25 protein-coding genes are annotated in these 25,849 nt (G+C 73.1%); 13 read left to right on the top strand and 12 right to left on the bottom strand.

Features of this window, described 5'->3' with window-relative positions:
• Positions 1 to 41 precede the first annotated feature (41 nt).
• The 5 genes from JT723_RS28835 to JT723_RS28855 all read left to right on the top strand — a co-directional run bounded on the left by JT723_RS28835 (position 42) and on the right by JT723_RS28855 (position 4,839).
• The gene (locus JT723_RS28835; RefSeq protein ID WP_205047762.1) at positions 42 to 1,061 is read left to right on the top strand and encodes a hydroxyacid dehydrogenase; all 1,020 of its coding nucleotides are present in this window, start codon (positions 42 to 44) and stop codon (positions 1,059 to 1,061) included.
• A 73-nt stretch (positions 1,062 to 1,134) separates the two neighbouring features.
• Entirely contained in the window at positions 1,135 to 2,400 is a 1,266-nt protein-coding gene (locus JT723_RS28840) for an ABC transporter substrate-binding protein (RefSeq protein WP_205047763.1), read from the top strand.
• Entirely contained in the window at positions 2,397 to 3,317 is a 921-nt protein-coding gene (locus tag JT723_RS28845) for a carbohydrate ABC transporter permease (RefSeq protein WP_205047764.1), read from the top strand. Before JT723_RS28840 ends, JT723_RS28845 begins: the two co-directional genes overlap by 4 nt.
• Positions 3,314 to 4,138, top strand: a complete 825-nt coding sequence (locus tag JT723_RS28850; RefSeq protein WP_205047765.1) for a carbohydrate ABC transporter permease — start codon at positions 3,314 to 3,316, stop codon at positions 4,136 to 4,138. Before JT723_RS28845 ends, JT723_RS28850 begins: the two co-directional genes overlap by 4 nt.
• A 5-nt stretch (positions 4,139 to 4,143) precedes the next feature.
• A complete protein-coding gene (locus JT723_RS28855; RefSeq protein ID WP_205047766.1) occupies positions 4,144 to 4,839 on the top strand; it encodes a hypothetical protein in 696 nt (231 codons plus the stop codon).
• Here JT723_RS28855 and JT723_RS28860 read toward each other — a convergent pair.
• Positions 4,820 to 6,031 carry an ABC transporter substrate-binding protein gene (locus JT723_RS28860; protein ID WP_251513198.1) on the bottom strand — a complete coding sequence of 404 codons (1,212 nt, stop codon included), beginning with the start codon at positions 6,029 to 6,031 and terminating at the stop codon, positions 4,820 to 4,822. The genes JT723_RS28855 and JT723_RS28860 overlap by 20 nt on opposite strands.
• A gap of 313 nt (positions 6,032 to 6,344) precedes the next feature.
• Between JT723_RS28860 and JT723_RS28865 the strand changes: the two genes are divergently transcribed.
• The gene (locus JT723_RS28865) at positions 6,345 to 7,805 is read left to right on the top strand and encodes a ricin-type beta-trefoil lectin domain protein (RefSeq protein ID WP_205047768.1); all 1,461 of its coding nucleotides are present in this window, start codon (positions 6,345 to 6,347) and stop codon (positions 7,803 to 7,805) included.
• Positions 7,806 to 7,853: 48 nt separating this feature from the next.
• Here the strand turns inward: JT723_RS28865 and JT723_RS28870 are convergent, their stop codons facing one another.
• From JT723_RS28870 to JT723_RS28885, 4 genes are all read right to left on the bottom strand, one after another.
• Positions 7,854 to 8,207 (bottom strand): VOC family protein, encoded by a 354-nt coding sequence (locus JT723_RS28870; protein ID WP_205047769.1) that lies wholly within the window; start codon positions 8,205 to 8,207, stop codon positions 7,854 to 7,856.
• A 51-nt stretch (positions 8,208 to 8,258) separates the two neighbouring features.
• On the bottom strand, positions 8,259 to 9,077 hold the full coding sequence (locus JT723_RS28875; protein WP_205047770.1) for a class I SAM-dependent methyltransferase: 819 nt from the start codon (positions 9,075 to 9,077) through the stop codon (positions 8,259 to 8,261).
• Positions 9,074 to 9,565, bottom strand: coding sequence for a MarR family winged helix-turn-helix transcriptional regulator (locus JT723_RS28880; protein ID WP_240166342.1), 492 nt, complete (start codon positions 9,563 to 9,565; stop codon positions 9,074 to 9,076). The genes JT723_RS28875 and JT723_RS28880 overlap by 4 nt, the downstream gene beginning before the upstream one ends.
• 63 nt (positions 9,566 to 9,628) lie before the next feature.
• Positions 9,629 to 10,000, bottom strand: a complete 372-nt coding sequence (locus tag JT723_RS28885; protein WP_205047771.1) for a DUF3040 domain-containing protein — start codon at positions 9,998 to 10,000, stop codon at positions 9,629 to 9,631.
• Between the two features lie 289 nt (positions 10,001 to 10,289).
• On the opposite strand from JT723_RS28885, the gene ligD reads away from it, so the two are divergent.
• Positions 10,290 to 11,297 (top strand): non-homologous end-joining DNA ligase, encoded by a 1,008-nt coding sequence (gene ligD / locus JT723_RS28890; protein WP_205047772.1) that lies wholly within the window; start codon positions 10,290 to 10,292, stop codon positions 11,295 to 11,297.
• Positions 11,298 to 11,468: 171 nt separating this feature from the next.
• Here the strand turns inward: ligD and JT723_RS28895 are convergent, their stop codons facing one another.
• The gene (locus JT723_RS28895) at positions 11,469 to 11,717 is read right to left on the bottom strand and encodes a DUF6479 family protein (protein WP_205047773.1); all 249 of its coding nucleotides are present in this window, start codon (positions 11,715 to 11,717) and stop codon (positions 11,469 to 11,471) included.
• A 187-nt stretch (positions 11,718 to 11,904) separates the two neighbouring features.
• Between JT723_RS28895 and JT723_RS28900 the strand changes: the two genes are divergently transcribed.
• Complete coding sequence (locus tag JT723_RS28900) at positions 11,905 to 13,497, top strand: MFS transporter (protein WP_205047774.1); 1,593 nt, start codon at positions 11,905 to 11,907, stop codon at positions 13,495 to 13,497.
• Positions 13,498 to 13,548: 51 nt separating this feature from the next.
• Entirely contained in the window at positions 13,549 to 14,205 is a 657-nt protein-coding gene (locus JT723_RS28905; protein WP_205047775.1) for an HhH-GDP family DNA glycosylase, read from the top strand.
• Between the two features lie 186 nt (positions 14,206 to 14,391).
• Here the strand turns inward: JT723_RS28905 and JT723_RS28910 are convergent, their stop codons facing one another.
• The 4 genes from JT723_RS28910 to JT723_RS28925 form a co-directional block, all read right to left on the bottom strand.
• A complete protein-coding gene (locus tag JT723_RS28910) occupies positions 14,392 to 15,903 on the bottom strand; it encodes a HEAT repeat domain-containing protein (RefSeq protein WP_205047776.1) in 1,512 nt (503 codons plus the stop codon).
• On the bottom strand, positions 15,893 to 17,770 hold the full coding sequence (locus JT723_RS28915; protein WP_205047777.1) for an NACHT domain-containing protein: 1,878 nt from the start codon (positions 17,768 to 17,770) through the stop codon (positions 15,893 to 15,895). Before JT723_RS28915 ends, JT723_RS28910 begins: the two co-directional genes overlap by 11 nt.
• Positions 17,771 to 18,141: 371 nt before the next feature.
• On the bottom strand, positions 18,142 to 19,581 hold the full coding sequence (locus tag JT723_RS28920; protein ID WP_205047778.1) for a sensor histidine kinase: 1,440 nt from the start codon (positions 19,579 to 19,581) through the stop codon (positions 18,142 to 18,144).
• Complete coding sequence (locus tag JT723_RS28925) at positions 19,578 to 20,423, bottom strand: response regulator transcription factor (protein ID WP_205047779.1); 846 nt, start codon at positions 20,421 to 20,423, stop codon at positions 19,578 to 19,580. The genes JT723_RS28920 and JT723_RS28925 overlap by 4 nt, the downstream gene beginning before the upstream one ends.
• Before the next feature lie 152 nt (positions 20,424 to 20,575).
• On the opposite strand from JT723_RS28925, the gene JT723_RS28930 reads away from it, so the two are divergent.
• From JT723_RS28930 to JT723_RS28940, 3 genes are read left to right on the top strand one after another with little or no spacing between them, the layout of a single operon-like run.
• Positions 20,576 to 21,940, top strand: coding sequence for a ferredoxin reductase family protein (locus JT723_RS28930; protein ID WP_205047780.1), 1,365 nt, complete (start codon positions 20,576 to 20,578; stop codon positions 21,938 to 21,940).
• Positions 21,941 to 21,947: 7 nt separating this feature from the next.
• The gene (locus JT723_RS28935; protein ID WP_205047781.1) at positions 21,948 to 22,445 is read left to right on the top strand and encodes an FMN-binding protein; all 498 of its coding nucleotides are present in this window, start codon (positions 21,948 to 21,950) and stop codon (positions 22,443 to 22,445) included.
• Between the two features lie 55 nt (positions 22,446 to 22,500).
• Positions 22,501 to 23,199: an FAD:protein FMN transferase gene (locus JT723_RS28940; RefSeq protein ID WP_205047829.1), complete on the top strand. Its 699-nt coding sequence runs from the start codon at positions 22,501 to 22,503 to the stop codon at positions 23,197 to 23,199.
• Between the two features lie 13 nt (positions 23,200 to 23,212).
• Here JT723_RS28940 and JT723_RS28945 read toward each other — a convergent pair whose 3' ends face one another.
• Complete coding sequence (locus tag JT723_RS28945) at positions 23,213 to 24,292, bottom strand: zinc-dependent alcohol dehydrogenase family protein (protein ID WP_205047782.1); 1,080 nt, start codon at positions 24,290 to 24,292, stop codon at positions 23,213 to 23,215.
• Positions 24,293 to 24,359: 67 nt separating this feature from the next.
• Positions 24,360 to 25,028, bottom strand: a complete 669-nt coding sequence (locus JT723_RS28950) for a pyridoxamine 5'-phosphate oxidase family protein (protein ID WP_205047783.1) — start codon at positions 25,026 to 25,028, stop codon at positions 24,360 to 24,362.
• 245 nt (positions 25,029 to 25,273) lie between these two features.
• Between JT723_RS28950 and JT723_RS28955 the strand changes: the two genes are divergently transcribed.
• Positions 25,274 to 25,831, top strand: coding sequence for a hypothetical protein (locus tag JT723_RS28955; RefSeq protein WP_205047784.1), 558 nt, complete (start codon positions 25,274 to 25,276; stop codon positions 25,829 to 25,831).
• Positions 25,832 to 25,849 lie beyond the last annotated feature (18 nt).

The raw sequence follows: 25,849 nt of genomic DNA on the forward strand, positions 1-25,849 counted from the left end.
CCGGTGCAGCACTCGTTCCGAGGAAAAGGATCCGACGCCCGATGCCGAACAAGCCGCACGCGCTGGTCGCGATGAGCCGGCAGAGCTTCGACGCGCACTTCGACCGGCAGCGCCTGGACCGGCTCAACGCGCTGGTGACGGTGGGCGACCCGCTGTGGACCGACGACCTGGACACCCCGGCGGCGCGGACCCGCCTCGCCGACGTCGAGGTCCTGCTCACCTCGTGGGGCGCCCCGCAGCTGACACCGGCCCGGCTGGCCGCGGCACCCCGGCTCCGCGCGGTACTGCACTGCGCCGGCAGCGTCAGGGGCCTGGTCGGCGACGCGGTGTGGCGGCGCGGCATCCGCGTCACCAGCGGCGCCGACGCCAACGCCATCCCGGTCGCCGAGTACACCCTGGCCGCGATCATCTTCGCCGGGAAGAAGGCCCCCTTCCTCGCGGCCGACGAGCAGCGGGCGTACGGCGGCTGGGGCAGCGTCACCGGCTACGGCGACCTGTCCAACTACGGCCGCACCGTCGGGGTCGTCGGCTTCTCCCGGATCGGGCGCAAGGTCGTCGGCCTGCTGGGGCTGCTCGGCGGCACGACCTGCCTGGTCGCCGACCCGCACGCGGACGCCGAGGAGGTCGCGGCGGCCGGCGGCACCCTGGTGGCGCTCGACGAGCTGCTGCCCAGGACGGACATCCTCACCCTGCACGCCCCCGAACTCGCCGAGACGCGGCATCTGATCGGGGCCGCGGAGCTGAGCCTGCTGCCCGACCACGCCACCGTGATCAACACCGCGCGCGGCAGCCTGATCGACGACGCGGCGCTGGCCGCCGAGTGCGCCGCGGGCCGGCTGTTCGCGATCCTCGACGTCACCGACCCCGAGCCGCTGCCGCTGGACTCCCCGCTGCGGCGGCTGGCCCGGGTCATGGTGACGCCGCACATCGCCGGCTCGCTCGGCACCGAGATCGGCCGGCTCACCGACCACACCCTGGACGAACTCGCGCGCTGGACGGCGCACCAGCCGCTGACCGCCGAGATCACCGCCGAGCACTGGGCGCTGGGCCTGAGCGCCTGACCGCCCGCCGCCTCGGCACACCCGCAACCCTTCCCCCGCACGTCGACCCTCACCTACAAGGAGCCGCACCCCCATGAGAAAGACCACCGCGAGAGTTGTCCCCGTCGCCCTGGCCGCGACCCTCTTCGGCGCCGCGGCCTGCGGCAGCGGCGGCGGTTCCGGCACCACGTCGGACGGGCGCACCGTCGTCAAGATCGCGCTGTGGAACTACAAGACCACCCCGGAGTTCAAGGCGCTCATCGACGGCTTCGAGGCGAAGTACCCGAAGATCGACGTGCAGCCGGTCGACATCCTCGCCGACGACTACCCGGACAAGGTCACCACGATGCTCGCCGGCGGCGACAAGACCGACGTGCTGACCATGAAGAACGTCACCGACTACTCGCGCTACGCCACCCGCGGCCAACTGCTGCCGCTCACCGACTACGTGGGCAAGCTCTCCGACAAGGCCTCCTACGCCGGCCTGGACAACTTCGACATCGACGGCAAGTACTACGCCATGCCCTACCGGCAGGACTTCTGGGTCCTCTACTACAACAAGGCGCTGGTCGGGAACGCCGACGTGTCCCACCTGACCTGGGACCAGTTCGACACGCTGTCCAAGCAGCTCACCAAGGGGTCGGGCTCGTCCAAGACGTACGGCACCTATCTGCACACCTGGCGCTCGGTGGTGCAGGCCATCGCCTCCGCGCAGACCGGCGGCGACCTGCTGGGCGGGGACTACTCCTGGATGAAGGACCAGTACGACATCGCCCTGGACATCCAGAAGGCCGGTGCCACCCTGCCGTTCGGCACCGCCAAGAGCCAGAAGATCACCTACGACTCGCAGTTCACCACCGGCAAGGCCGCCATGGTGCCGATGGGCACCTGGTGGGGCGCGGCCCTGCTGTCGGAGAAGGCGCAGGGCAAGAACCCCGTCGACTGGGGCATGGCGCCGATCCCGCAGGTCGGCACGGACGGCAAGGTGACCACGTTCGGCTCGCCGACGGCCTTCGCGGTCAACAAGAAGGCCAAGAACGCCGAGGCGGCGGAGCAGTTCGTCGAGTGGGCCTCGGGTCCCGAGGGCGCGGCGGCCGTGGCGAAGATCGGGATCGTCCCCTCATACCACAGCGACTCGGTCATGAACACCTTCTTCGGTGTGGCCGGGATGCCGAACGACGCCCTGTCCAAGCAGGCCATGCAGCCGTCGAAGGTGCAGTTGGAGATGCCGGTCAGCGACAAGTCCTCCGACGTGGACCAGATACTCACCGAGGAGCACGAACTCGTCATGACCGGTGAGAAGTCGGTCGACGACGGCATCAAGGAGATGGACCACCGCGTGAAGACCGAAGTCCAGTGACGACGGTCCCCTCCCCCTCGGTTCCGGCGCCGGTCAGCAGTGACCGGCGCCGGCGCCGGCGTCATGTGCTGGTCGGCTGGAGCTTCATCCTGCCGAACTTCCTCGGCTTCGCCGCCCTGACCCTCGTCCCCGTGGTGGGGACGTTCGTGGTGGCCTTCACCGACTGGGACTCCTACTCCAGCCCCAAGTGGATCGGCCTGGCCAACTTCCGCCGGATGAAGGACGACGACAACTTCTGGACCGCCCTGCAGAACACCTGCTGGTACGCGGCGGGGCACATCCCGCTGACCCTCGCCGCGTCGCTGGGCCTGGCGGTGCTGCTCAACCAGAAGCTGCGCGGGGTCGGCCTGCTGCGCACCGCGTTCTTCTTCCCCTACGTCACCTCGCTCGTCGCGGTGGCCGTGGTGTGGAACATGCTGCTCAGCCCGGACGTCGGTCCGGTCAACCAGCTGCTGCGGCACCTGGGCTGGTCGCACCCGCCGGGCTGGACGACGTCCACCGACTGGTCGCTGCCCGCGCTGATCCTGACCAGCGTGTGGCGCGACATGGGCTACTACATGGTGCTCTTCCTGGCCGGCCTGCAGACCATCCCGGCCGAGCTGTACGAGGCGGCCCGGGTGGACGGCACGGGCGCGTGGAAGCGGTTCTGGCACGTGACGCTGCCGGGGCTGCGGCCCACCACCTTCTTCGTGCTGATCATGCTGACCATCTCCAGCTTCAAGGTCTTCGACCTGGTCCAGGTGATGACCGAGGGCGGCCCCGGGCGGTCCTCGCTGGTGCTGTCGCAGCTGATCTTCCGCGAGGGCATCACGCACGGCCGGTTCGGCTACTCCTCGGCGGTCTCGCTCGCGCTGTTCGTGATCGTGCTGGCCGTCACGCTCGTCCAGTTCCAGTTCCAGCGCAGGAGCGAACGATGACCACCACCCTGCTGCGGCGCGGGCTGGCATACGTGTTCCTGGTCGTGCTGGCCGCGGCGATCCTGCTGCCCTTCGTGTGGATGGCGATCTCCTCGGTCAAGGCCGACCGGGACGTCTTCACCGTGCCCATCCAGTGGATACCCAAGAGCTACCACTGGTCGAACTTCACCGACATCTGGACGCAGATACCGCTGGCCACATATCTGGAGAACTCGCTGCTGCTCAGCGTCGTGATCACCTTCCTGCAGGTGCTCACCGGCAGCTTCGCCGCCTACGGCTTCGCGAAGATGCGCTTCCCCGGCCGCGACGCGCTCTTCGTGGGCTACATCGCCACCATCGCGGTGCCGTGGCAGGCGTACATGATCCCGCAGTACATCATCATGGACAAACTGGGCCTGGTGAACACCCGCTGGTCGCTGATCCTCATCCAGGCCTTCGGGGCCTTCGGGGTGTTCCTGATGCGGCAGTTCTACCTGACCATCCCCGACGAGATCAGCGAGGCGGCCCGGCTCGACGGACTGAGCGAGTACGGGATCTGGGCGCGGATCATGCTGCCGCTGTCCAAGCCCGCGCTGGCCAGCCTTGCCCTGCTGACCTTCGTCAACACCTGGAACGACTACATGGGTCCCTTCATCTACCTCACCGACAACAACCTGTGGACCGTGCAGATCGGGCTGCGCTCCTTCATCGGCCAGTACGACGCGCAGTACGCGATGATCATGGCGGGTTCCGTCATCTCGGTCGTCCCGATCCTGGTCGTCTTCCTGCTCGGCCAGCGCTACTTCGTACGCGGCATCGCCACCACAGGACTGAAGGGCTGACCGCCATGGCGACTTCGAGTGCGGCATCCGGCGCCAGGCGCCGGCTGCCGACCAACGTGTCCTACGGGTCCTGGGAGTTGATCTGGTCCCACGTCCACCAGGTGCTGGTGGTGAACACCGGCGTCGCGGCGGGCTGCCTTCCGCTGCTCGCGGCGCTGGCGGCCACCCACCAGCCGTGGCGCCACCCGGTGCCCTTCACCGTGCTGTGGATGTGCGTCGGGCCCGCGCTCGCCGGTGCCTTCGGCTACCTCGAACGGGCCGCGGACGAGGGAGCCGACACCGCCCACGCGGTCGAACTCCCGCGCGCCTACCGCCGGCTGTTCCGCCGGGCGGCGGCGCTGTGGGTGCCGTACGCCCTGCTCGCCGCGGTGAGCGGCACCGACGCGGTGCTGCTGCGGAACACCGCGATCGGGCCTGCCGTGTGCCCGGCGCTCGCCCTGGTCGCGGCGCTCTCCGCACTGTCGGGAGTGCATGCGATGGCCCTGCTGGCGGGTGAGCAGGAGCCCGGCCGGCTCACACCCGCCGCGTACCTGGCGGCGCCCTACGGGGTGCTGCGCCGCTGGCCGCTCGCGCTGACCGACGCGGTGCTGCTGCTCGCGGCGGCGGCCCTGGTCGTACGCTCCCCGCTGCTGGGCCTGGCCACGCTGCCCGGGTGCGCGCTCTACGTGGTGTGGCGCAACGTCAGGGGGCCTCGGACCTGACCCGTCTGCCCATCTCCTTGATGCCCTTGTCGACCGACTTCTCGCCGGTCATGACGAGTTCGTGCTCCTCGGTGAGTATCTGGTCCACGTCGGAGGACCTGACGCTCACCGGCAGCTCCAGCCGTACGGTCGAGGGCTGCATCGCGCGCCGGGTGAGGGCGTCCCCCGGCATGCCCGCGACCCGGAAGAAGGCCTCGGTGATCGACGCGTCGGTGTAGGACGGGACGATCCCGATCCTGGCCACCGTCGCGGCGCCCTCGGGGCCTGCCGCCCACTCGACGAACTTCTCGGCGGCGTCCGCGTTGTGCGAGCGCATGTTGACCCCGAAGGCGGTGGGCGACCCGAAAGTGGTGGCCTTGCCGTCGGCGGTGATCTGCGGCAGCGGTGCCATGCCCCAGTCGACGGGGTTCTTGCCCTGCGCCTTCTCCGACAGCAGCGCCGCGGCCCACCAGGTGCCCATCGGGACCATGGCGGCCTTGCCGGTGGTGAACTGCGCGTCGTAGCCGACCTTCTGGGTGGTCGCGGTCGCGAACGGCAGGGTGGCACCGGCCTTCTGCACGTCCAGGGCGATGTCGTACTGGTCCTTCATCCAGGAGTAGTCCCCGCCCAGCAGGTTCCCGCCGGTCTGCGCCGAGGCCACCGCCTGCACCACCGAGCGCCAGGTGTGCAGGTAGGTGCCGTACGTCTTCGACGCACCCGACCCGGTCGTCAGCTGCTTGGCCAGGGCGTCGAAGTCGCTCCAGGTCAGGTGCGACAGGTCCGCGTTCCCCACCAGCTTCTTGTTGTAGAACAGCACCCAGAAGTCCTGCCGGTAAGGCACCGCGAAATAGCGGCCGTTGAACTCGAAGTCGGACAGTCCGCCGTAGGCCGACTTGTCGATGAGCCCCTGCACGACACCGGTCAGCGGGCGCAGTTCGCCGCGGGTGGCGTACCGGGCGTAGTCCGTCACGTTCTTGAGCGTCAGCACATCGGTGGCGTCGCCGCCGGCCAGCATGGCCGTGACCTTGTCGGAGTAGTCGTCGGCGAGGATGTCGACCGGCTCGACGTGGATCTGCGGGTACTTCGCCTCGAAGCCGTCGATGAGCGCCTTGAACTCGGGGGTGGTCTTGTAGTTCCACAGCGCGATCTTGATGGTGGTCCGCTCGTCGGCCCCGGTATCCGAGCTGCCGGTGCTACCGCCGCAGGCGGACACCCCGCACAGCAGGGTCGCAAGAGCTAAGGGCAGGAATCTGGCGGCTGTTCTTCCCATGGTGTGCGCTGCTCCTCGGGGGGCGGACCGGACCGGATGTGGTGTTCCAGCAGGGATAGCGGCGGCGGTGCACCGCCCACCAGAGGACGTTCGGCATCGCTCCGATACGCACAGATACGAAAGCGCTGCGCGGATGTTCGCATCCAGACGTTTGTGTGCGCTTCGGTTCGCGGCGTAGCGAGCGGGTGTGACGGTCCGTTATCGATGCTTCAGACCGCAGCGGTCGAACCATCAGGAGCCGCACGAAGGATGGCTGATGAGATCCCCTCACTTCGCGATACCCCATGCACACGTGTCTGCGCTGGTCAGGTTGCTCGCCGTGCTCGCACTGGCGCTCGGCACACTGACGACCGTCGGATCGGGTCCGGCACACGCGGCGACCAACCAGTTCAAGGGCGTGAACTGGGCCGACCAGCGTGACAACTTCGTCAACGGTGTGCTGTACCCCTCGGGGCTCAGCGCGTCCGACACGCACGCCTCCGCGGCGACCGTCGCGGACCGGGTGGTCGGCCAGATGTACTCGATCACCGGCGCCAACACCGTCCGCATGCCGATCAACGAGCCGACCGTCGCCGGCTACTGGTCGGCCTACACCGGTGCGATCGACACCGCGCTCAGCAAGGGCAAGGTGATCCTGGCGTACTGGGCGTACGCCAACGGCAGGCCGGCCAGCACGGCGGGCTTCGACCAGATGTGGGACACCGTCGTCGCCGCCTACGGCAGCAACCCGAACGCCTACTTCGAGGTGATCAACGAGCCGTACGCGTACGGCACCACCGACCTCGACAACTTCTACAACGACTGGCTGAACCGGTACCCGAGCGTGCCCCGCGGCCGGGTGATCCTCGACGGCGCGGGCTACGCCCAGAACGTCGCGGCCGTCGGCGGCGACAGCCGGCTGAACAACACCCTGCTCGCCGTGCACGACTACTCGTTCTTCGCCGGCTACGAGGACGAGACCGAGTGGGCCAACCACATCGCGGGCTACATCGGCGGCTACGCGAGCCGCACCATCGCCACCGAATGGGGCGGCCCCATGAGCCCCGGCAGCAAGAACGGCGTCAACTACGGCACCATCGACTACAGCATCCCCAGCGGGTCCTTCTTCGCCGACTACATCCGCGGTGTCAGCAGCGAGCTGCGCACCCTCGGCATGGGCAGCGTGTTCTGGCCGGGGCTGCGTGACGGCGACTGGTACAGCCTGACCAGCAAGACCGGCAGCGGCTCCGGCATCAACCTGTCGCTGGTCAACGCCTCGGGCCTGACCCGCCTGCAGTACGCCTGGGGCATCGGCTCGGGAGGCGGCACGTACGTCAGGATCGGCAACGCCGCCAGCGGGCTCTACGTCGACGGCGCCGGCAGCACTGCCAACGGCGCCAACGCCGACCAGTACAGCAGCAACTCGGGCCGCTACGAGGAGCAGTGGGTCATCGAGAACGACGGCAACTACGTCCGGATCAAGAACCGCGCCACCGGGCTCTACCTCGACGGCATGGGCCGCACAGCCAACGGCTCGGCGGTCGGCCAGTACGCGTCGAGCAGCAGCACCAACCAGCAGTGGACGGTGCTGACCGACGCCGACAACGTCCGCATCAGGAACCGCGCCACCGGCCTGTACATCGACGGCATGGGACGCAGCGGCTCGGGCTCCGACCTGGGGCAGTACAGCGACAGCAACAGCACCAACCAGCAGTGGCGGATCACCGCCGCCGGCTGATCCCCGTACGGCGGGCGGCGCCGCGGTCCGGCGCCGCCCGCCCGCGGTTCAGTAGTACTGCGACAGGCAGAACTCGTGGTCCTCGGGGTCGGCCATCACCACGACGACGCCCTCGTCGTACTCGTGGCGCTCGCCGGTCTCGCGCCCGCCGAGGGCGATCACCTGGGCGATGCCCCGCCCGATGTCGTCCACGGCGACGTCCAGGTGCAGGCGCACCTTGCCCTGCTTGGGCTCGGCCACCGGCTGGAAGACCAGCCGCGGCTGCGGGTCGTCCAGGTCTCCGAGGTAGATCCAGCCGGGCATCGACGGCCCCTTCGGACGGCCGAGCAGCTCGCTCCAGAAAGCGGCCACGCGCTCCACGTCGACGCAGTCGACGGTCACTCCGACCCAGCGGTTCACCATGTCGTCAGCACTCCAGGGGTGTCGTGTGCGGGATACGTGGCGGCCCGCCCGTCAGTCGAGGGGCTTGGCCGCGTGCAGGATCTGCAGTCCGCGCGGCCCGCTCTGCGCCCGCACGACGTCCAGGCCCGCGGCCCCGCACTGCTCGGCCAGCCAGGACGGGGCGAGCCGCAGCTTGGGGTAGCTGCTGGTGCGCAGGTCCCAACTGCCGTCCGCCGCACGCGCGTACAGCAGGTCGTGGACCTGGACGGTGTCGGCGTCGGTGTAGTCGAGGAAGCAGGTCAGCAGCCGGTCGTCGGTGCTGCGCACCGGGATGAAGCGGTCGGTGCCGGCGAGTTCCGCGGTCAGGTCGCGGTAGGTGGCGAGGAACTGCCCGCCGGGGCGCAGGGCGGCGGCCACGTCGCCGAGCAGCCGGGGCACGTCCCCGCGGGTCGGGAGGTGCGGCAGGGTGTCGCCCATGCACACGACGACGTCGGCGGTGCCGGGCGCCACGGACTGCGCCAGCGCGTGCCGCATGTCACCGTGCACGGGGCGGACAGCGGCGGACAGGCCCGCGCGGGCGGCGTGCGCGCCGAGTTCCGCCAGCAGCCGGGCGCTGGTGTCGACCGCGACGACCGGTGCGTACCCGAGGCGGGCCAGCGCGAGGGTCTGCGGCCCGGGGCCGCACCCGAGATCGACGGCGATCGCGGCGCGGGAGGCGGTGGCGCCCGGGGTGGAACCGGCGGTGGTACTCCCGGCGGTGTCGTCGGGCCGCAGGCCCGCCTCCCGCAGGAGTACGGCCTGGGCGGCGGCCGCGGCCTCGATGTCGTCGCCGAGCATCCAGGTGTAGTGCTCGGCGAGCAGCCGCTCGTAGTGTTCCGCCGCGGTCGTCATCGTCCGGTGTCCTCCGTCGGCCGCAGGTCGGCAGCCGACTGCCCGGACAGCACCCAGCCGGCCAGGTCGGCGAGGTAGACGTTGGCCAGCGAGTCGCCCAGGGCGGCGCCGAGCGCCGTGCGGTAGGCGGGCGTCGCCTCGGCGTAGCGGCGGCGCCCCGCGTCCGTGATGCCCGCGGCCACGGCCCGCCCGTCACCGGGTGCGGCGGTCCGCTCGGCCAGGCCCATCGCCTCCAGCCGGGCGACGAGACGGGTGACGGTGCTGTCCTTGAGGCCGATGCGCGCGGCCAGTTCCCCCATGCGCAGGGCGGGTCCGCTGTCGGGCCGCGCGAGGGCGCACAGCGCCCGGTACTCCGACAGCGGCAGCCCGTGCTGCCGCTGGAGCGTCTCGTCGAGCTGCTTCTCCACCTGCCCGAGCAGGCGTACGGCCATGCACCAGCGGTCGTCCTGGGCGTCGTCGACGGCGGCTTGCGGCGGCGGCGAGGTCATGCCGCGATGATATCTGCTTGCCCAAGCAAGTAAAGCCCCCGGGGGCCTTCTGCACCCCAGGCGCTACGGACCCTGCCGGCGTACGGGGGACGGCTCCTCGCGGGCCATGCGCTGCCGGTGCCGCTGGCAGCGGTAGACCAGCCAGCACACGACACCGAGCAGTGCGGTCACACTCGCCCCGAGCAGCAGCCCGGCCGCCGACAGGGCGAGCGCCACACACAGCAGCATCAGCGCCAGCGCGCTCGACCACGACGTGATCCTGCGGGCGCGGACCGCCGTCCGCTCCTCCGGCGGGGCCTCGACCGGCGGCGCCCGCAGCGGTTCGGGGCGCGGGGCACCGAAGTCCGCGAGCGTTTTGGACAGCTCGGGTTCCTCCCGGGTGAGCGACCGCTCCAGGTCGGCGATCACTCGTCGCTCGTGCAGGGAAAGGACCATCGTGCGCCTCCTCACCGCAGGAGCCCGGCGACCGTCGCGCACGCCCACCGGCCGTACCGACGGCTCGGACCCGTCACGAACGACGGGTACCCGGTACAGAACCGACCAATCCCCCCTATACCTGCTGTTTACCGATGAGTCACCATTCGGGATATGCCACGCCGGTCCGGGTACGCGCCCGGGTGACCGCGTCGCACCGTCGTCGCACCGTCGTCGTCGCATCGTCGTGTCCGGGAGGAGTGCCTGCCATGGCCGCAGACCACGCCGGGCCGGGCGGAAGGCCCGGCTCATGAGGCCCGACCTGCTCCAGCGGCTCCCCGAGGGGCAGCGCAGGCTGCTGCGGCCCGCCGACGACGACCCGGGGGCGCCGATGCTCGCCCGGCTCACCGACCTCAGGGACTTCGGCGACGACTGGCTCTTCGAACGCAAGCTGGACGGTATCCGGATGCTGGCGTCCCTCCGGGACGGCCGGGTGGAGCTGTGGTCCCGCACAGGCCAGCGGCTGAACGCCACCTACCCCGAGGTCGCGGAGGCGCTGGCCGCTCAGCCGTGCCCGGACTTCGTCGTGGACGGCGAGGTCGTCGCGCTGCACCGCGGCCGTACCGACTTCGCCCTCCTCCAGCAGCGCAGCGGCCTGACCGCGCCCGCCGCCGTCCGCGCGAGCGGTGTGGCCGTGACCTACTACGTCTTCGACCTGCTGCGGGTCGGCGGCATCGACACCACCCGGCTGCCGCAGCGGCTGCGCAAGACGCTGCTGCGCGACGTCCTGGACTTCCGGGCGCCGCTGCGCTTCACCCCGCACCGCAACCACGGCGGGCAGCAACTGCTCGACCAGGCGTGCGGCCGCGGCTGGGAGGGGCTGATCGCAAAGCGCGCCTCGGCCCCGTACACGCACGGCCGCTCGCCGAACTGGCTCAAGCTGAAATGCGAGGCCGGGCAGGAGCTGGTCGTCGGCGGCTTCACCGAGCCGTCCGGCAGCCGGGTCGGCTTCGGCGCCCTGCTGCTGGGCTACCACCAGGGCGGGCGGCTGCGGTACGCGGGCAAGGTCGGCACCGGCTACGACACCGCGACCCTGCGGTCGCTGCGCGCCCGGCTCGACGCGATCGAGGTGGACCGCCCGCCCTTCGGCGAGCCCGTCAGGGAGCGGGGCGCCCACTGGGTGCGGCCCGAACTCGTCGCGCAGGTCGGCTTCACCGAGTGGACCCGCGACGGCCGCCTGCGCCACCCCCGCTACCTGGGGCTGCGCGAGGACAAGGCGGCGGCCGACGTGGTCCGCGAGACCCCGCGGGGGCGCTGAACGCCGCCCGGGTCGCTGACCGCAGGCGGCACACCGGGCCTGCGGCCGCCGGCCGCTGAGGTCACACCGGACCGGTGCCCACCGGCCGCTGAGGTCACACCGGGCCTGCGGCCGCTCGCTCACCACGTGCGCGACCGCTCAGGGGGCCGGTCGCCGTCGGCCCCGCCCCCGTCAGCTGCCCGGGTCGTCGTCGCCGCCGTGCAAGCGCGCCGAGTGGTGGGTCTCGGTGCGCTGCGGCTCGTGCCACGACGTGGCGCCCGGCTGCGGGTCGCGCGGCGGCATCCGCCGACGCCGCGCCCGCCGGCCGCCCCACCAGAAGGCCAGCAGCAGCACCACCACGACGAGCACCCCGAAGACCACCGCCCACCCGGTGACCGCCGCAGAGGCCAGCTGGTCCGCCTGCCGTACCGCCGTGTCCATACGCTCCGCCTCCCTCGGCCGCCACCGACCGGATGCCGCAATTCCCTCTCGGCCCGCGCGTACCCGTCCTGCCGCCCGGCAACCAGGACGGGTCACCCGGCCGGGCCTGCGACCGGCGGCGGAATGCATGGCGGGCGGCCGCACCGGGCACCCGTGGGAGGCGAGGCGGCGAGGGAAGGAGCGGCCCATGCCCATGGCCGGCGACGAAAGGCGGGACGAGGTCCTGGCAGCGCCTGGCCCCGGAAACGGCCCGGGCTCAAGCCCCGAGGTCCACCGCTGGTGGACGCTGACCGCCGTGTGCGTGGGCACCTTCATGCTGCTGCTGGACATCACGATCGTGAACGTGGCGCTGCCCGACGTCCAGAAGGAGCTGCACAGCAGCTTCTCCGGGCTGCAGTGGGTCGTCGACGCCTACGCCCTCACCCTCGCCTCGACCCTGCTGACCTGCGGGTCGCTCGCCGACCTCTTCGGGCGCCGGCGGGCGTACGTGGCCGGGCTCATGCTCTTCACGGCCGCCTCGCTGCTGTGCGGCCTGGCCAACAGCATGCTCTTCCTCGAACTGGCCCGCGGAGCGCAGGGCGTCGGCGGCGCGGCCATGTTCGCGGTGTCGCTCGCGCTGCTCGCGCAGACCTTCCGCGGCAAGGACCGCGGCATCGCCTTCGGCGTGTGGGGCGCGGTGACCGGGCTGGCGGTCGCGGTCGGCCCCGTCGTCGGCGGCGCGCTGACCTCGGGGCTGTCCTGGCGCTGGATCTTCTTCGTCAACGTGCCGGTCGGCGCCGCCGCCCTGGCGATCACCTGGACCCGGGTCCGCGAATCGCGCGACCCGCGCCCGCGGCGGCCCGACTGGTGGGGCTTCGTCTGCTTCACCGCCTCGCTCGCCTTCCTGGTCTTCGCGCTCATCAAGTCCGGCGAGCGCGGCTTCTCCGACCCGCTGGTGCTGGGGTGCTTCGCCACGTCGGCGGTGCTCCTCGCGGTGTTCCTGGTGGTCGAGGTCGCGGGACGCGAGCCGATGTTCGACCTGTCGCTGCTGTCGAAGCCCACCTTCTCCGGCGGACTGATCGCGGCCTTCGGGATGTCCGCGTCGATGTTCGCGATGCTGCTGTACCTGACGCTGTACCTGCAGGACGTGCTCGGCTACTCCGCCTTCGGCACGGGCCTGCGGCTGCTGACGGCCTCGGCGACGATCTTCGTGGTCTCCGCCGTCGCCGGACGGCTGTCCTCGCACGTCCCGGTGCGGCTGCTGATCGGCCCCGGCGGCATCGTGATCGGGCTGAGCCTGCTGTGGATGCGCGGCCTCGACGCCGGCTCGCAGTGGACCCACCTCGTACCGGGCCTGCTGCTCGGCGGCGCCGGCATCGGCATGATCAACCCGCCGCTGGCCTCGACCGCGGTCGGCGTCGTACCGCCGCGGCAGGCGGGCATGGCCTCCGGCGTCAACTCCACCTTCCGGCAGGTCGGCGTCGCCACCGGGATCGCCCTGCTGGGCTCGCTGTTCGCCGCCCGGGTGCAGTCGGTGGTGACCGACCGGCTGGACCGGGTGCCAGGGCTCGGCCCCCGCGCCCCGCAGATCGCCTCCTCGCTCACCGACGGCCGCTTCTCCGCGGCCCTGGCCGGCGTCCCCGCCCGGCAGCGGCCCGCCGCCGCGCTGGCCGCCCGCTCGGCCTTCACCGCGGGCCTGAACCACATCCTGCTGGTGGCGGCGGTCATCGCCCTGGTCAGCGGCGTCCTGTCGCTGCTGCTCATCCGCAGCCGGGACTTCGTCCCTGCGACGCAGGAGTGACGGCGGGCACGGCCGGGTAGCCGAGGGGCCTACCCACGGGAGGTGGTCCCAGTGACCCGCACCACCCAGCGGGATGTCGTGCACGCGCTCGTCGACGGATACGGCCGTACGTACGCCGCCCAGGCGGGGATACGGCTGCGCGACACCCCGCAGCCGCTCTACCAGCTGCTCGTACTGGCCTGCCTGCTCAGCGCCCGCATCAGGGCCGACGCCGCCGTCGGGGCGTCCCGCGAACTGTCGCAGGCCGGCATGCGCGACCCGCGCCGGATGGCCGCGGCGACCTGGCAGCAGCGGGTCGACGCGCTCGGGCGCGGCGGCTACCGGCGCTACGACGAGCGCACCGCCACGCAGCTCGGCGAGGGCGCGGAGCTGGTGAGCCGCCGCTACGGCGGCGACCTGCGCCGGCTGCGCGACGAGGCGCACGGCGACCGCGAGGCGATGCGCCGCGCCCTCCAGGACTTCCCCGGCCTCGGCCCGGCCGGAGCGGACATCTTCCTGCGCGAGGCCCAGGCGGTCTGGCCGCAGGCGTCCCCGTACATCGACAGCAAGGCCCTCCAGGGCGCCCGCGCCCTGGACCTTCCCCCGTCGCCCGCCCGCCTGCTCCGCCTTGCCGACGACACCGCCCCCGCCGTCCTGGCGGCGGCCCTGGTCCGCGTGGCCCTGGACAAGAAGGCCCCCGCCGCGGTCCGCGAGGCCGCGGCCGCCTGACCCTGCCGGCTGGGCCGTGTTTTGGAAGTAGCGCCGTCCGCCCACAGGGCGGGCCCCGCGGCGTCCGGTGCGTGCGATCGCAAGGCGGAGGGTCGTCCTCGTAGTGGGCCTACTCGGACGACTCCGACAACGCAGCGAGCGTGCGTGCCAGGCGCCGCGGGGCAGGCGGGACTTCCAAAACACGGCCTAGAGGTCGGGGTTGTAGACCTTCAGCTTCCCCTGGACCTCGGCCAGCAGCTCCCATTCGAGCTCGGCCGTGAGCACCGGCACCGCCTCGGCGCGGCCTGTCGCGGCCAGGGCCTTGAGGATGCCGTCCCGGGCGGAGTCGTACGGGCCTGCCGCCCGCAGGGCACCGACGAGGGCAGCGGCGCTCTCACCGCCGCCGATCGCACCGACCACCTGGGCGGCGTCCGCGGCAGTCTCGCCGGTCAGCAGCGGGACGAGCAGCGGGAGCAGCGACGGGTCGGGGCGGTCGGCGAGCAGGCCGGCCGCCGCCCGTGCCCACCGGTAGTCGCCGCTTGCAAGCAGGTCCAGCAGTTCCGGGGTCAGCGCGGGTCCGGCGATCGCGGCGAGCAGTTCTGTGCGCTGCGTGGGACGCTCAGTGCCTACGACCTCGGCCAGGAAGGCGGTCCTTGCTCGAGCCTGCACGGTAGCCTGCGCCCCGCTGCGGGCGAGTTCCGCGCGGATCAGCCGGCCGAGGCCTTCGCTGATCCTCTCCGCCGCCGGGTCGCCGGTCAGCACGGCCTCGATCAGCCATTCGCCCACCGGCACCTCGCCCATGCCCGTCAGGGCCTGCACCGCCGACAGGACCACGCCCGGATCCTCGTCCATCGCCAGGGGCACCAGCAGCGAGGCTGCATTCCGGCTCCCGGTGTCCCCCAGCGCGTAGGCGCAGAGGATTCGCAGCGTGTCGTCCTCGTCGCGGGCCAGCGGTTCCAGGGCGAGCACCGCCGCCTCCCCCGCCGTCCCCCAGCGCCCGGCCGGCGGGATCGCCGCGGCGCCGGGGAAGTGCGCGAGCAGCACCTCACGGGCCCGCGGCCCGCCGATCTCCGCCAGCGAATACGCCGCGAGCGCCACGGTCTGCCGGCTGCCGTCGCCGCCCGCCAGCAGGCCGGCCAGGCCCTCGACGGCCGCCTCGCCGCCGATGTGCACCAGGCTTGCCGCCGCTGCCCAGCGGGTCCAGGTGTCCTCGTCCGCGCCAGCCGTCCGCACCAGAGCCTGGACGACCTCCGCTGTCGGCCAGCCCTCCAGCGCCCATGCCGCGGAGTTGCGGGACTTCGAGTCGGCCGAGCGCAGGTCCGCGAGCAGCCGCGCCGGTTCGTCGCCCGGCTCGGGATCCGCGGCGGACGTGCGGCAGGTCCGCGATCCGATACGGGCCACCGCCTCCGCGACCGCGGAGCGCATGTCCTCGTCAGGCGCGTCCCGGTAGCGGTCGAGCAGCGGCAGATCCGATGCGTCACCGAGTTCGCCGAGCGCCTTGGCCGCGAACCCACTGATCCGACCGGGCTCGTCCAGCAGGCCCGCCAGCGCGCTCCTGGCCCCCGGGGCCGCCGGCTGCCTGCGCTCGCCGATCTTCTCCAGCGCGAGGCACGCGTTCTCCCGTATGTGCTCGTTCGGGTGGGCCAGGCAGCGGACCAGGCCCTCGTCCCCCGCCGGGCCGAGATCGAGCAGGAGATCGATCACGGGATTACCGAGCAATGCGGGGCTCCTTCGGACACTCCGTCAGGAGCGAGGCCAGCAGGTGGGGAACGGCGTGGTCGGAACGGGTCAGGGTCATCAACTCCAGCTGCCTGCGGTACGGCCCCATGGGCCAGTCGAGCCAACTCCCGTCGGAGAAGGGCACCGTGGCCCGTCTGCGCTCTGCGGGCAGCGCCGCGACGAGTTCCACGGCGAGCCGCTGCGCCGCGTCGCCGCCGGCCGCGCCCAGCCTGGCGCCGACCACGGGGTCGATGCGGGCGAAGGCGAGCCGGACCAGGCGCGCCTGCGTGGCCGGGTCGCCGGTGAGGCCCATGGCCAGGATCAGGGACTCGGTCCACTTGAGCTGGTTGAGATAGGACGCGCACAACGTGTCGTCGTCGAGTGCGGGCAGGATGCGGAGCAGGTGCTCGGCGGCGTAGTAGTCCTGCAGGACCTGGTGGGGAAACTGCAGGCGGCCCGACACCTCGGTGAGCAGGTGGCAGCGGCGCAGCGCTTCGAGGCACCGGGCGGCAAGGTCGGCCGCGTGCAGTGAGCGCTCCGCGAGATGGCCGGTGACGGCCCGCAGCGCGCTGTCGGCGGCGACCGTCAGACTCGCGTCGAGGCTGCCGCCGTTGGCCGTCATCTCGTGTGCCAGGACGGCCAGGGCCTGCGACCACCACAGCCGCACGCTGTCGTCCACGTACACCTCGGCTTTCAGGCGGCGCTCGTAGACCTGGTCGAACCAGCGCAGTGCCAGGCCGAGGTTGGCGGGCAGTTCGTCGCGCTCCCGGTAGATGGTGCACAGCATCATCAGCAGCAGCGGGATCCCGGACATGCCCGCGGTGCGCTCGGAGGCCGCCGCCCAGAAGGACGCGCTGCGCCCGCCGAGCCGGCTGCGGGTGAACTGCTCGGCACTCCGTCGGCTCATCGGCAGCACCCTGAGGACCTGGGCGCCTTTGATGGGGGCACAGTCCAGCGGGTCGCGGCCCGTGCCGACCACCTGCGGCCGGTAGGTGTCGAGGAAGGCGGCCAGCGCCTTGCGGGCCGCGGCGGACGGCAGCTCGTTCATGCCGTCGAGCAGCACCAGCAGCCGCCGGGCCGCGAACAGTTCGCGCACCTCGGCCTCCGGGACGGTGCACCGGTGCCGTAGGAAAACCGCGGCCGCGAGATCGGGAACCGAGCCGCCGAGGTGACGCAGGGGCAGTACGACGGGCAGCGGCAAGGTGCTGTCCTCCGCCCAGCGGTCGGCCTGTGCCAGCGCGACCCGCTCCAGCAGGGTGGACTTGCCCGCCCCGGGCCCGCCGACGAGTGCCGCGTTGCCCTGGCGCAGGCCGGAGAGCCGTTGCAGGGCGTCGAAGGGTGCGGGCTCCAGGTCCGGTGCGAGGTCGGACCGGCTGCTGCGGAAGCTTTCCAGGACCTCCCGCTCGGTGGGCAGCAGCTCAGCTTCGCGCTCGCTCCTGGCCGGTCGCGGCACGGTGGCCTGCAAGGGGACGAAGGCCCGGCGCAGCGGGGCCAGTTCCTCGCGCAGCGACCTGAGGTAGGCGTCGGCCCAGGCGGGTGCCGCCGACCCGGGCGGTGCGGTCCTGGCCCGGCGCAGCAGCCGGGTCCAGCCGGCCTCGTCCAGCAGCTCGCCGCCGGCGTGGCCCGACGCGGCACGCCCGCGGGCCTGTTCCGTGAGGACGCGGACCAGCATGAGGAAGGCGTCGTCCACGGCGGGCAGGTGGCTGCCGTTCTTCCACGCGCTGATCTGCCGGCCCGTCACCGCCCAGGACGCGCCGCGCGGGCGGCGTCGCATCGTGCGGGCGGCGGCCTGCTGCTGCTGGAGCCCCGAGGCGTCGAGCAGCGCGCCCAGCCGATCGCTGAACTCGGCACGGGCGCCCCGGGTCACCGCAACCCGCCCGGAGCACGGTGCCGGGCTCCGGCCCGGACGCCTTCCGGGGCACCGCCCGCGGCGCGGCGTGTCCGGTCCGTTCCGGTCCGGAAAACAACTCCCCGGCGCTGACCAGGGCTTACGCCCTGTACACGGGCGCACGGCGGGCCGGCGTGCCGCGGGCTGCGGCTTGCTGGTCTCACCGCGCCAGGTCCGACCCGAGGGAGCTTCGCATGACCACCATTCTCGCCGTCATCGGCGCCGCCGTCGTCGTCTTCGGTGCGCTTGCCGAGATTCCGCCCGCCCTCGCCGCGCTCGTACGCGCCTGCATCCCGGTCGTCGCCGCCGTACGCGAGCTGCGGGCGGCCCTGAGCAGGGCAGAAGGCCGGTCAGCCCGGCAGGGTGACGGTGAAGACCGTGGCGCCCGGGCGGCTGCGGACCGTGGCCGTGCCGCCGTGGGCCGCGGTCACCGCCGTGACGATCGCCAGGCCCAGGCCCGCGCCGTGGGGCTCGGGGGAGCCGGGGGGCGGGGGGTGGGCGCGGGTGAAGCGGTCGAAGACGGTGGCGCGGATGTCCTCGGGGATGCCGGGGCCGTCGTCCTCGACGGCCAGGCAGGCGGCGGATGCGTCCTGGCGGAGCCGGACGGTGACCCGGGTCCCGGGCGGGGTGTGGCGGCGGGCGTTGGCGAGCAGATTGCCGGTGATCTGCTGGAGCCGCAGCGGGTCGCCGGTCGTGGTGACCGGGGACTGCGGCAGGTCCAGGACCCAGCGGTGGCCGGGTCCCGCGGCCCGCGCGTCGTCCACGGCGTCCAGGACCAGCCGGGTCAGGTCGACCGGCTCGCTGGCCAGCGGCCGGCCGGCGTCGAGGCGGGCGAGCAGCAGCAGGTCGTCGACCATGCCGCCCATGCGTGAGGACTCGGCCGTGATCCGCTCCAGCGCGCGCGACACGCCCGGCGGCACCGGGTCGGGGTGGAGCCTGGCCAGCTCGGCGTGGCCGCGGATCGAGGCGACCGGGGTGCGCAGCTCGTGGCTTGCGTCGGCGGCGAAGCGCCGCAGCCGCTCCTCGCCCGCGTGCCGCTTGGCCAGCGCGCTCTCGACGTGGCCGAGCATCCGGTTGAGCGCGATGCCGACCTGGCCGACCTCGGTGCGCGGGTCGGTGTCGGGGACCCGGTCGGGCAGCGCCACCTCGCCGCTGGCCAGCGGCAGCGCGGTCACCGATGCCGCGGTGGCCGCGACCCGCCGCAGCGGGCGCAGCGACCAGCGCACCCACAGCGCCCCGGCCGCGCCCGCGACGAGCAGCGCGCCGCCGAAGACCGCGGCCTCGACGGCGACCAGCCGGGTCACGGCGTCCTCGACGCCGCTCAGCGGCAGCCCGGTGACCAGGACGTCCCCGTCGTCCCCGACGACGGCCCGCACCCGGTAGTCGTCGAGCGCGGACAGCTCGACGCGGTGGCTGCGCCCGTCGACGGGCACCGCGGCGAGGGCTGCCCGGTCGCCCGCGGTCAGCGACACCGTGGTGCCCGCGCCGGAGCGCACGACGCCCGCCGCGGTGACCTGGCCGTGCAGCAGCCGGGCGCCGAAGGTGCCGGGGGCCTGCCTGCGGGTGTCGACGTGCGCGTTGTCCGCGTCGGGTTCCTGCGGTCCGCGGTGTTCGAGGCTGGCGGGGAAGGTGCCGCCGGCCTCGGCGAGCTGCTGGTCGAGCCGGTCGGTGAGGAAGGAGCGCAGCGTGACGACGGCGGCGATGCCCACCGCGGCGCAGCTGAGCGCGAGCAGCACCACCAGGCCGCAGGTGAGCCTGGCCCGCAGGGTGCGCGGCAGCAGCCGCCTCACCGCGGTGCGGCCTTCAGGACGTATCCCGCACCCCGCACGGTGTGGATCATCGGTTCGCGCCCCGCGTCGACCTTCCTGCGCAGGTAGCTGATGTACAGCTCCACCACGTGGGCCTCGCCGCCGAAGTCGTACGACCACACGTGGTCGAGGATCTGCGGCTTGCTCAGCACCCGGCGCGGGTTGCGCATGAGGTAGCGCAGCAGCTCGAACTCGGTCGGCGACAGGTCGATCGCGTCGCCGCCGCGGGTGACCTCGCGCGCGTCCTCGTCGAGGGTGAGGTCGCCGACCTCCAGCAGCGCCGCGTCGTTGCGTGCCCGGGTCATGCCGGCCCTGCGCAGCAGCCCGCGCAGCCGGGCCAGCACCTCTTCCAGGCTGAAGGGCTTGGTCACGTAGTCGTCGCCGCCCGCGGTGAGGCCGGCGATGCGGTCCTCGACGGAGTCCCTGGCGGTGAGGAAGAGCACGCACAGGTCCTGCCGTGCCGCCCGCAGGTCGCGCAGCGCGGCGAGCCCGTTGCCGTCGGGCAGCATGATGTCGAGGACGACGGCGTCGGGCAGGAAGTCGGCGGCGCGGGCGAGCGCGGTGGCGACGTCGCCCGCGGTGCGCACCTGCCACCCCTCGTAGCGCAGCACGCCCGCGAGGACCTCGGCCAGGTCCGGCTCGTCGTCCACGACGAGGACCCGCACCGGTGACCCGTCGGGCCGGGTGAGGGGCGCGGGCTTCGCGGGCGCTGCGGGCTTCGCGGGCGCTGCGGGCTTCGCGGGCGCTGCGGGCTTCGCGGGCGGGACCGGCCCGGCGTGCGGTGCGGGTGCTGCGTGCCCGGTGTGTGATGCGGTGTCGTCCATGGTCCTCCCAGCATGCCTCGCCCGGGCCGCGGCAAGGGCGGGCCGCCGGCTCTGAATCGGCTGTGAGCTTCCGCTTCGCGGGCGGACTCAGAGCTGATTGAGAGGTTTCGCCTGCACAGTGGCCCTGCAAGACCAAGGAGAGGAGCCGCCGCATGACCACCACCTACAGCCCGCGCCCGGCGCGGCACGCGGTGGCGCCCGCCGGCCGGCGCTCCCCCGCCGCCGTGGTCCTCGCTCTGTGCTGGGCGGGCGCCGCCGGGGCGGTGGCCCTGTGGTGGCAGGACACCGGGGCCGTCGTAGGCCGCGCCGACTGGCTGCTCGGCGCCGGCCGCATCGCGGGCCTGCTGTGCGGCTACAGCTGCGCGCTGCTGGTCGGCCTGATGGCCCGGGTCCCGGTCCTGGAGCGGGGTGTGGGCAGCGACCGGGTGGCCCGCTGGCACGCGGCGCTGGGCCGCTACACGGTGTGCCTGCTGGCCGTCCACGTCACGCTGGTCCTGTGGGGTTACGCGGTCCAGGCCCGCACCGGCGTGCTCGGCGAGACGGCGACGGTCGTGCTGACATACCCCGAGATGCTCAAGGGCACGGTCGGCGGGGTGGTCCTGCTCGCCGTCGGCGTCCTCTCGGTACGGGCGGTACGCCGCACGGTCCGCTACGAGACCTGGTACCACCTGCATCTGCTCACCTACCTGGCGGTCTTCCTTGCCTTCTGGCACCAGCTGGCCCTGGGCGCCGACTTCGCCGCGCACCCGGCGGCCCGGGCCTTCTGGTACGCGCTCTACGGCTCGGCGGCCGCGGCGGTGCTCTGGTACCGGCTCGCGGCGCCGCTGCGGCTGAACCTGCGGCACCGGCTGCGGGTGCACCGGGTGGTGCCGGAGGCGCCGGGCGTGGTGTCGGTCATCGTGACCGGCGAGCGGCTGCCGGAACTGGCCGCCCGGGCAGGCCAGTTCCTGCGCTGGCGCTTCCTGGCGCCCGGGCTGCGGTGGACGGCGAGCCCGTACTCGCTGTCCACGGCGCCGCGGCCCGACCTGCTGCGCATCACCGTCAAGGCGGTAGGCGGCCACAGCGCGGCCCTGGCCGGGCTGCGGCCCGGCACCCGGATCTGGGCGGAGGGTCCGTACGGCGCGCTCACCGCGGACCGCAGGACCCGGCAGAAGGTGCTGCTGCTCGCGGGCGGGGTGGGGGTCACGCCGCTGCGTGCCCTCTTCGAGTCGCTGCCTGCCAGGCCCGGCGACCTGACGCTGGTCTACCGGGCGCGCAGCGCGGAGGACCTGGCGCTGCGCGGCGAGCTGGAGGCGATAGCCCGCTCCCGCGGCGCCCGCCTGCACTACCTGCTCAACCAGGCCGGCGGCCGCAGCCCGCGGCTGACCGCGCAGGCCCTGCGCGGCTGGCTGCCGGACGTCGCCGGGCACGACGTCTACCTGTGCGGGCCGCCCGGCATGGCCGCCGCCTCCTACGAGGCGCTGCGTGCCGCGGGTGTCCCGGCCCGCCGCATCCACCACGAGTCCTTCGAACTGTGAGCCGCCGGTGAACTCCCCGACCCGCCGCCCGCTGCGGCGCATCCTGCTCAGCACCCTGGCGACCGCCACGGGCGTGCTGCTCCTGCTCAGCCTCAAGCCGCACACGACGGGAGGAGCGGCGGCCGCGGGCGGTGCGGCAGCGACCGGCGCGCCCGCACCCTCCCCTTCCGCGACGGCGGGCCCGGGTACGGGCGCCGGCTCCGGTACGGGTGCGGGTACCGCCTCCGGCACCCGCACCGTCGAGGGCGACACCGTGCAGACCCGCTACGGCCCCGTCCAGGTGCGGGTCACCCTGCAAGGCGGCAGGATCACCGCGGTGACGGCCGTGCAGGTACCCCAGGACAGCCCCCGCGACCAGGAGATCAGCGGCTTCGCCGTGCCCCAGCTCACGCAGGAGGCCCTGGCGGCGCAGAGCGCGCACATCGACACCGTCTCGGGGGCGACGTACACCAGCGAGGGCTACGTCCAGTCCCTGCAGAGCGCCCTGGACCGGTCAGGTGGCTGAGGCGGAGGCCGGGACCGAGCGGTGCGGCGGCCGGCTGCGGCGGGTCGAGCACACCATGGGGACCGTCTTCTCCTTCGACGTGCGCGGCGCCGGCGCCCGGGCCGCCGCGGCCCTGGAGGCGGCGGCGGCCTGGCTGTGCCATGTCGACGAGGTCTTCTCGACCTACCGGCAGGACAGCCAGGTCAGCCGGCTGGCGGCCGGGACGCTGGCGCTGTCCGGGTGCTCGCCCGAGGTGTGGGAGGTGCTCGGGCTGTGCGAGGCCGCGGAGCGGAACACCGGGGGCTGGTTCAGCGCGGGTTACGCGGGCGGCTTCGACCCGACCGGGCTGGTCAAGGGGTGGGCGGTGGAGCGGGCGGCCGCGATGGTCGCCTCGGCCGGCGCGGACGCGGTGTGCGTCAACGGCGGCGGCGACGTCCAGGTGCACGGCGGCCCGTGGCGTATCGGGGTGAGCGACCCGCTGCGCAAGGGTGCGCTGGCGACCGTCGTCGAAGCGGACGGGGAGCTGGCCGTCGCCACCTCGGGGCCTGCCGAGCGCGGCTGCCACATCCTCGATCCCCGCACCGGGCGGCCCCCGGCCGAACCGCTCGCCTCGCTCACCGTGGTCTGCCGCGGCCTGACCGACGCGGACGTCCACGCGACGGCGGGCTACGCCATGGGCGGGCGTGCCCGCGCGTGGCTGGAGTCGCTGCCCGGCACCCGGGCTTTCGCCGTCGCGGCGGACGGCGGCACGTGGAGCACCGCGGGGGCCGCATGACCTGGCAGAGAGGTCAGACCGGTTCGCCGGTGCGCACGCTGAGGGTGTCGTGCGGCGGCTCGCCGAGCAGCACCACCTTGAGCGCGCCGGTGTCGGCGGCGCGGCCGAAGACGTCGTAGGCCTCCGCCGTCCGCCCCAGCTCGAAGGTGTGGGTGACCAGCGAGGACGCCGGGAGGGTGCCGTCGATCAGCATGCGCAGCAGGGTCGGGGTGGAGGAGGTGTCCACCAGGCCGGTGCGCAGGGTGAGGTTCCGGCTCCACAGGTCCTCCAGGTGCAGCGCGGCCGGGCTGCCGTGGACGCCGACGTTCGCCAGGTGCCCGCCGGGGCGGACCATGCGGGCGCACAGCTCGAAGGCCGCCGGCAGTCCGACCGCCTCGATCGCCACGTCCGCGCCGAGCCCGCCGGTCAGGTCCGCGACAAGCTGTTCGGCCTCGCCCGCGGTGGCGATCGCGTCCGCGCCCAGCCGCTTGGCGGCCTCCAGCCTGGTCGGGGCCACGTCGACGGCGACGATGCGGGACGGCGAGAAGAGCTGGGCGGTGGCGATCGCGGCGAGCCCGACGGGGCCGCAGCCGACAACCGCCACGGTGTCGCCCGGCCTGACCCGGCCGGCCAGCACGCCGACCTCGTAGGCGGTCGGGAAGATGTCGGCCAGCAGCACCGCCTCCCGGGAGTCCACCGACTCCGGCAGCGGGTGCAGCGACATGTCCGCGAAGGGCACCCGTACGTACTCGGCCTGCGTCCCGTCGACGGTGTGGCCGAGTATCCAGCCCCCGCCGCCGGTGCACTGCCCGTACGCGGCCTCGCGGCAGAAGCGGCAGCTGCCGCACGCGGAGATGCACGACACCAGCACCCGGTCGCCGGGCCGCACCCCGCGCACCGCGCTGCCGGTCTCGACGACCTCGCCCACCGCCTCGTGGCCGAGGACCGTGCCGGGCGGCACGTCGGGCACGTCGCCCTTGAGGATGTGCAGGTCGGTGCCGCAGATACTGGCCGCCTCGACCCGGACGATCGCGTCCGCCGCGTCGCGGATCTCGGGGTCGGGCGTGTCCTGCCAGGCGGACCGCCCGGGACCGTGGTACACCAGCGCCTTCATGGACCCTCTCCTTTGCACTTGACGGCGGTATGTCCGGTGCCACCGCTCCTCCCGGCTGCCTCGCAGGTCACATGCCGGTGATGCGGCGCCCGGTGATCTCGGCGGCCTCGACGCGGATCCACTGGCGGCGGTCGCCGCCCGCCCACGGCTGCGCCGGGTACTGCTCGTCCAGGCGCTGTTCCGTGCCGGGGTCGTCGATGCGCTCGGCGGTCCCGGTCAGCAGGACGCTCCAGCCCTCGCTGAGCCGCTCGTCGATCCGGTCGGCCTGGAAGGAGACCTCGGCGCCGCTCGCGGGGGCGGCCGGCCCCTGGGGCTCGGTCCTGTAGAGGACCGAGTGCGCCTCCACCACGTAGTTGACGGGCAGCACCACCGGCGCCGGGTCGCCCGGCAGCGCGATGTGCCCCACCTCGTGGGTGCGCAGCATGTCCCAGGACTCGGCTTCCGACAGGTGCGTCAGCACCGGGTGGGTGGCCCCCGCACCCGGTACTCCCCGGGGATCGCTGCGCCCCTCCAGCATCTCCTGGTAGCTCATCCCGAGGACGGCCGCGATCCGCATGAAGCCGCCGGGGTCGAAGCCCGGGCCCTGGGACAGCAGCTCCTGGAGATAGCGCGGCGCCATGCCGGACTGCACGGCCAGCGCGTTCTCGCTCATCCCCAGCTGCACCCGGCGCTGGCCGATGCGCCGCGCAAGGTCCTCGGTCTGCGACTGCTGCGCCGCGTCGGCGTGGGAGTTCATGGCAGGACCTCCTTCCATCAAGCGTCGCCCAGGTCACCCGGCAGCGCCAAGCGGCGGCCGCACGGACCCCCGGCCACACCCGTGCCCGGCCGCACGGAGGCCGCCGCCACCGAGGCCCGGCCCGTGGCCGGGTTGCCGCGACTCATGGGCGGTTTTCGGCCGATACGCAGGATTCGCGCGGATCCGCCGATGCCGCGACGCTACGGTGAGCCCGCAGATTTCCGTTCCGACCGAAAGGTCCCCCCGTGATCGGAAGCAAGCGGCTCACCGTCTGGGCCGGCCTGGCCGCACTCGCACTGGCCGGCGTCACCCTCACCGCCACGCCCGCGCGGGCCGCGGGCGGCACGATCTCCTGCACCGGCTGGAGTTACACCACCTACAGCCCCGGGCTGACCAGCACCGTACGGCCGACGACGGTGACCGTGGCCGGGCGGCTGAACGTCGTCGGCCCGCACAGCCCGACCGGCAGCTGTCTGGCGCTCGGCTCCTCCGCCACGTCCGGGACACGCGACGTCACCGCACTGCTCGACGTGAGCTGCAACGCGATCCTCACCGAGACCGGCACCGAGACGATCATCTGGGACGACGGGCAGTCGACGTCGTTCACCTTCACCGCCACGGCCGCGCACATCGCGTCCGACACCGTGCTGACCGAGACCGGCACCGTCACGTCCGGCGAGTTCCTCGGCGAGAAGGTGGTGGAGACCTTCACCGCGGCCAACCTGGCCTTCGCCGACTGCGCCACCGACACCGGTGTGACCAGCCTCGACTACGCCACCGTCCTGACCATCCTCCCGCTGTAGCGGCAGTACGCCGCGGGG

The sequence above is a fragment of the Actinacidiphila bryophytorum genome (assembly GCF_016916835.1).
GTDB classification, from domain to species: domain Bacteria; phylum Actinomycetota; class Actinomycetes; order Streptomycetales; family Streptomycetaceae; genus Actinacidiphila; species Actinacidiphila bryophytorum.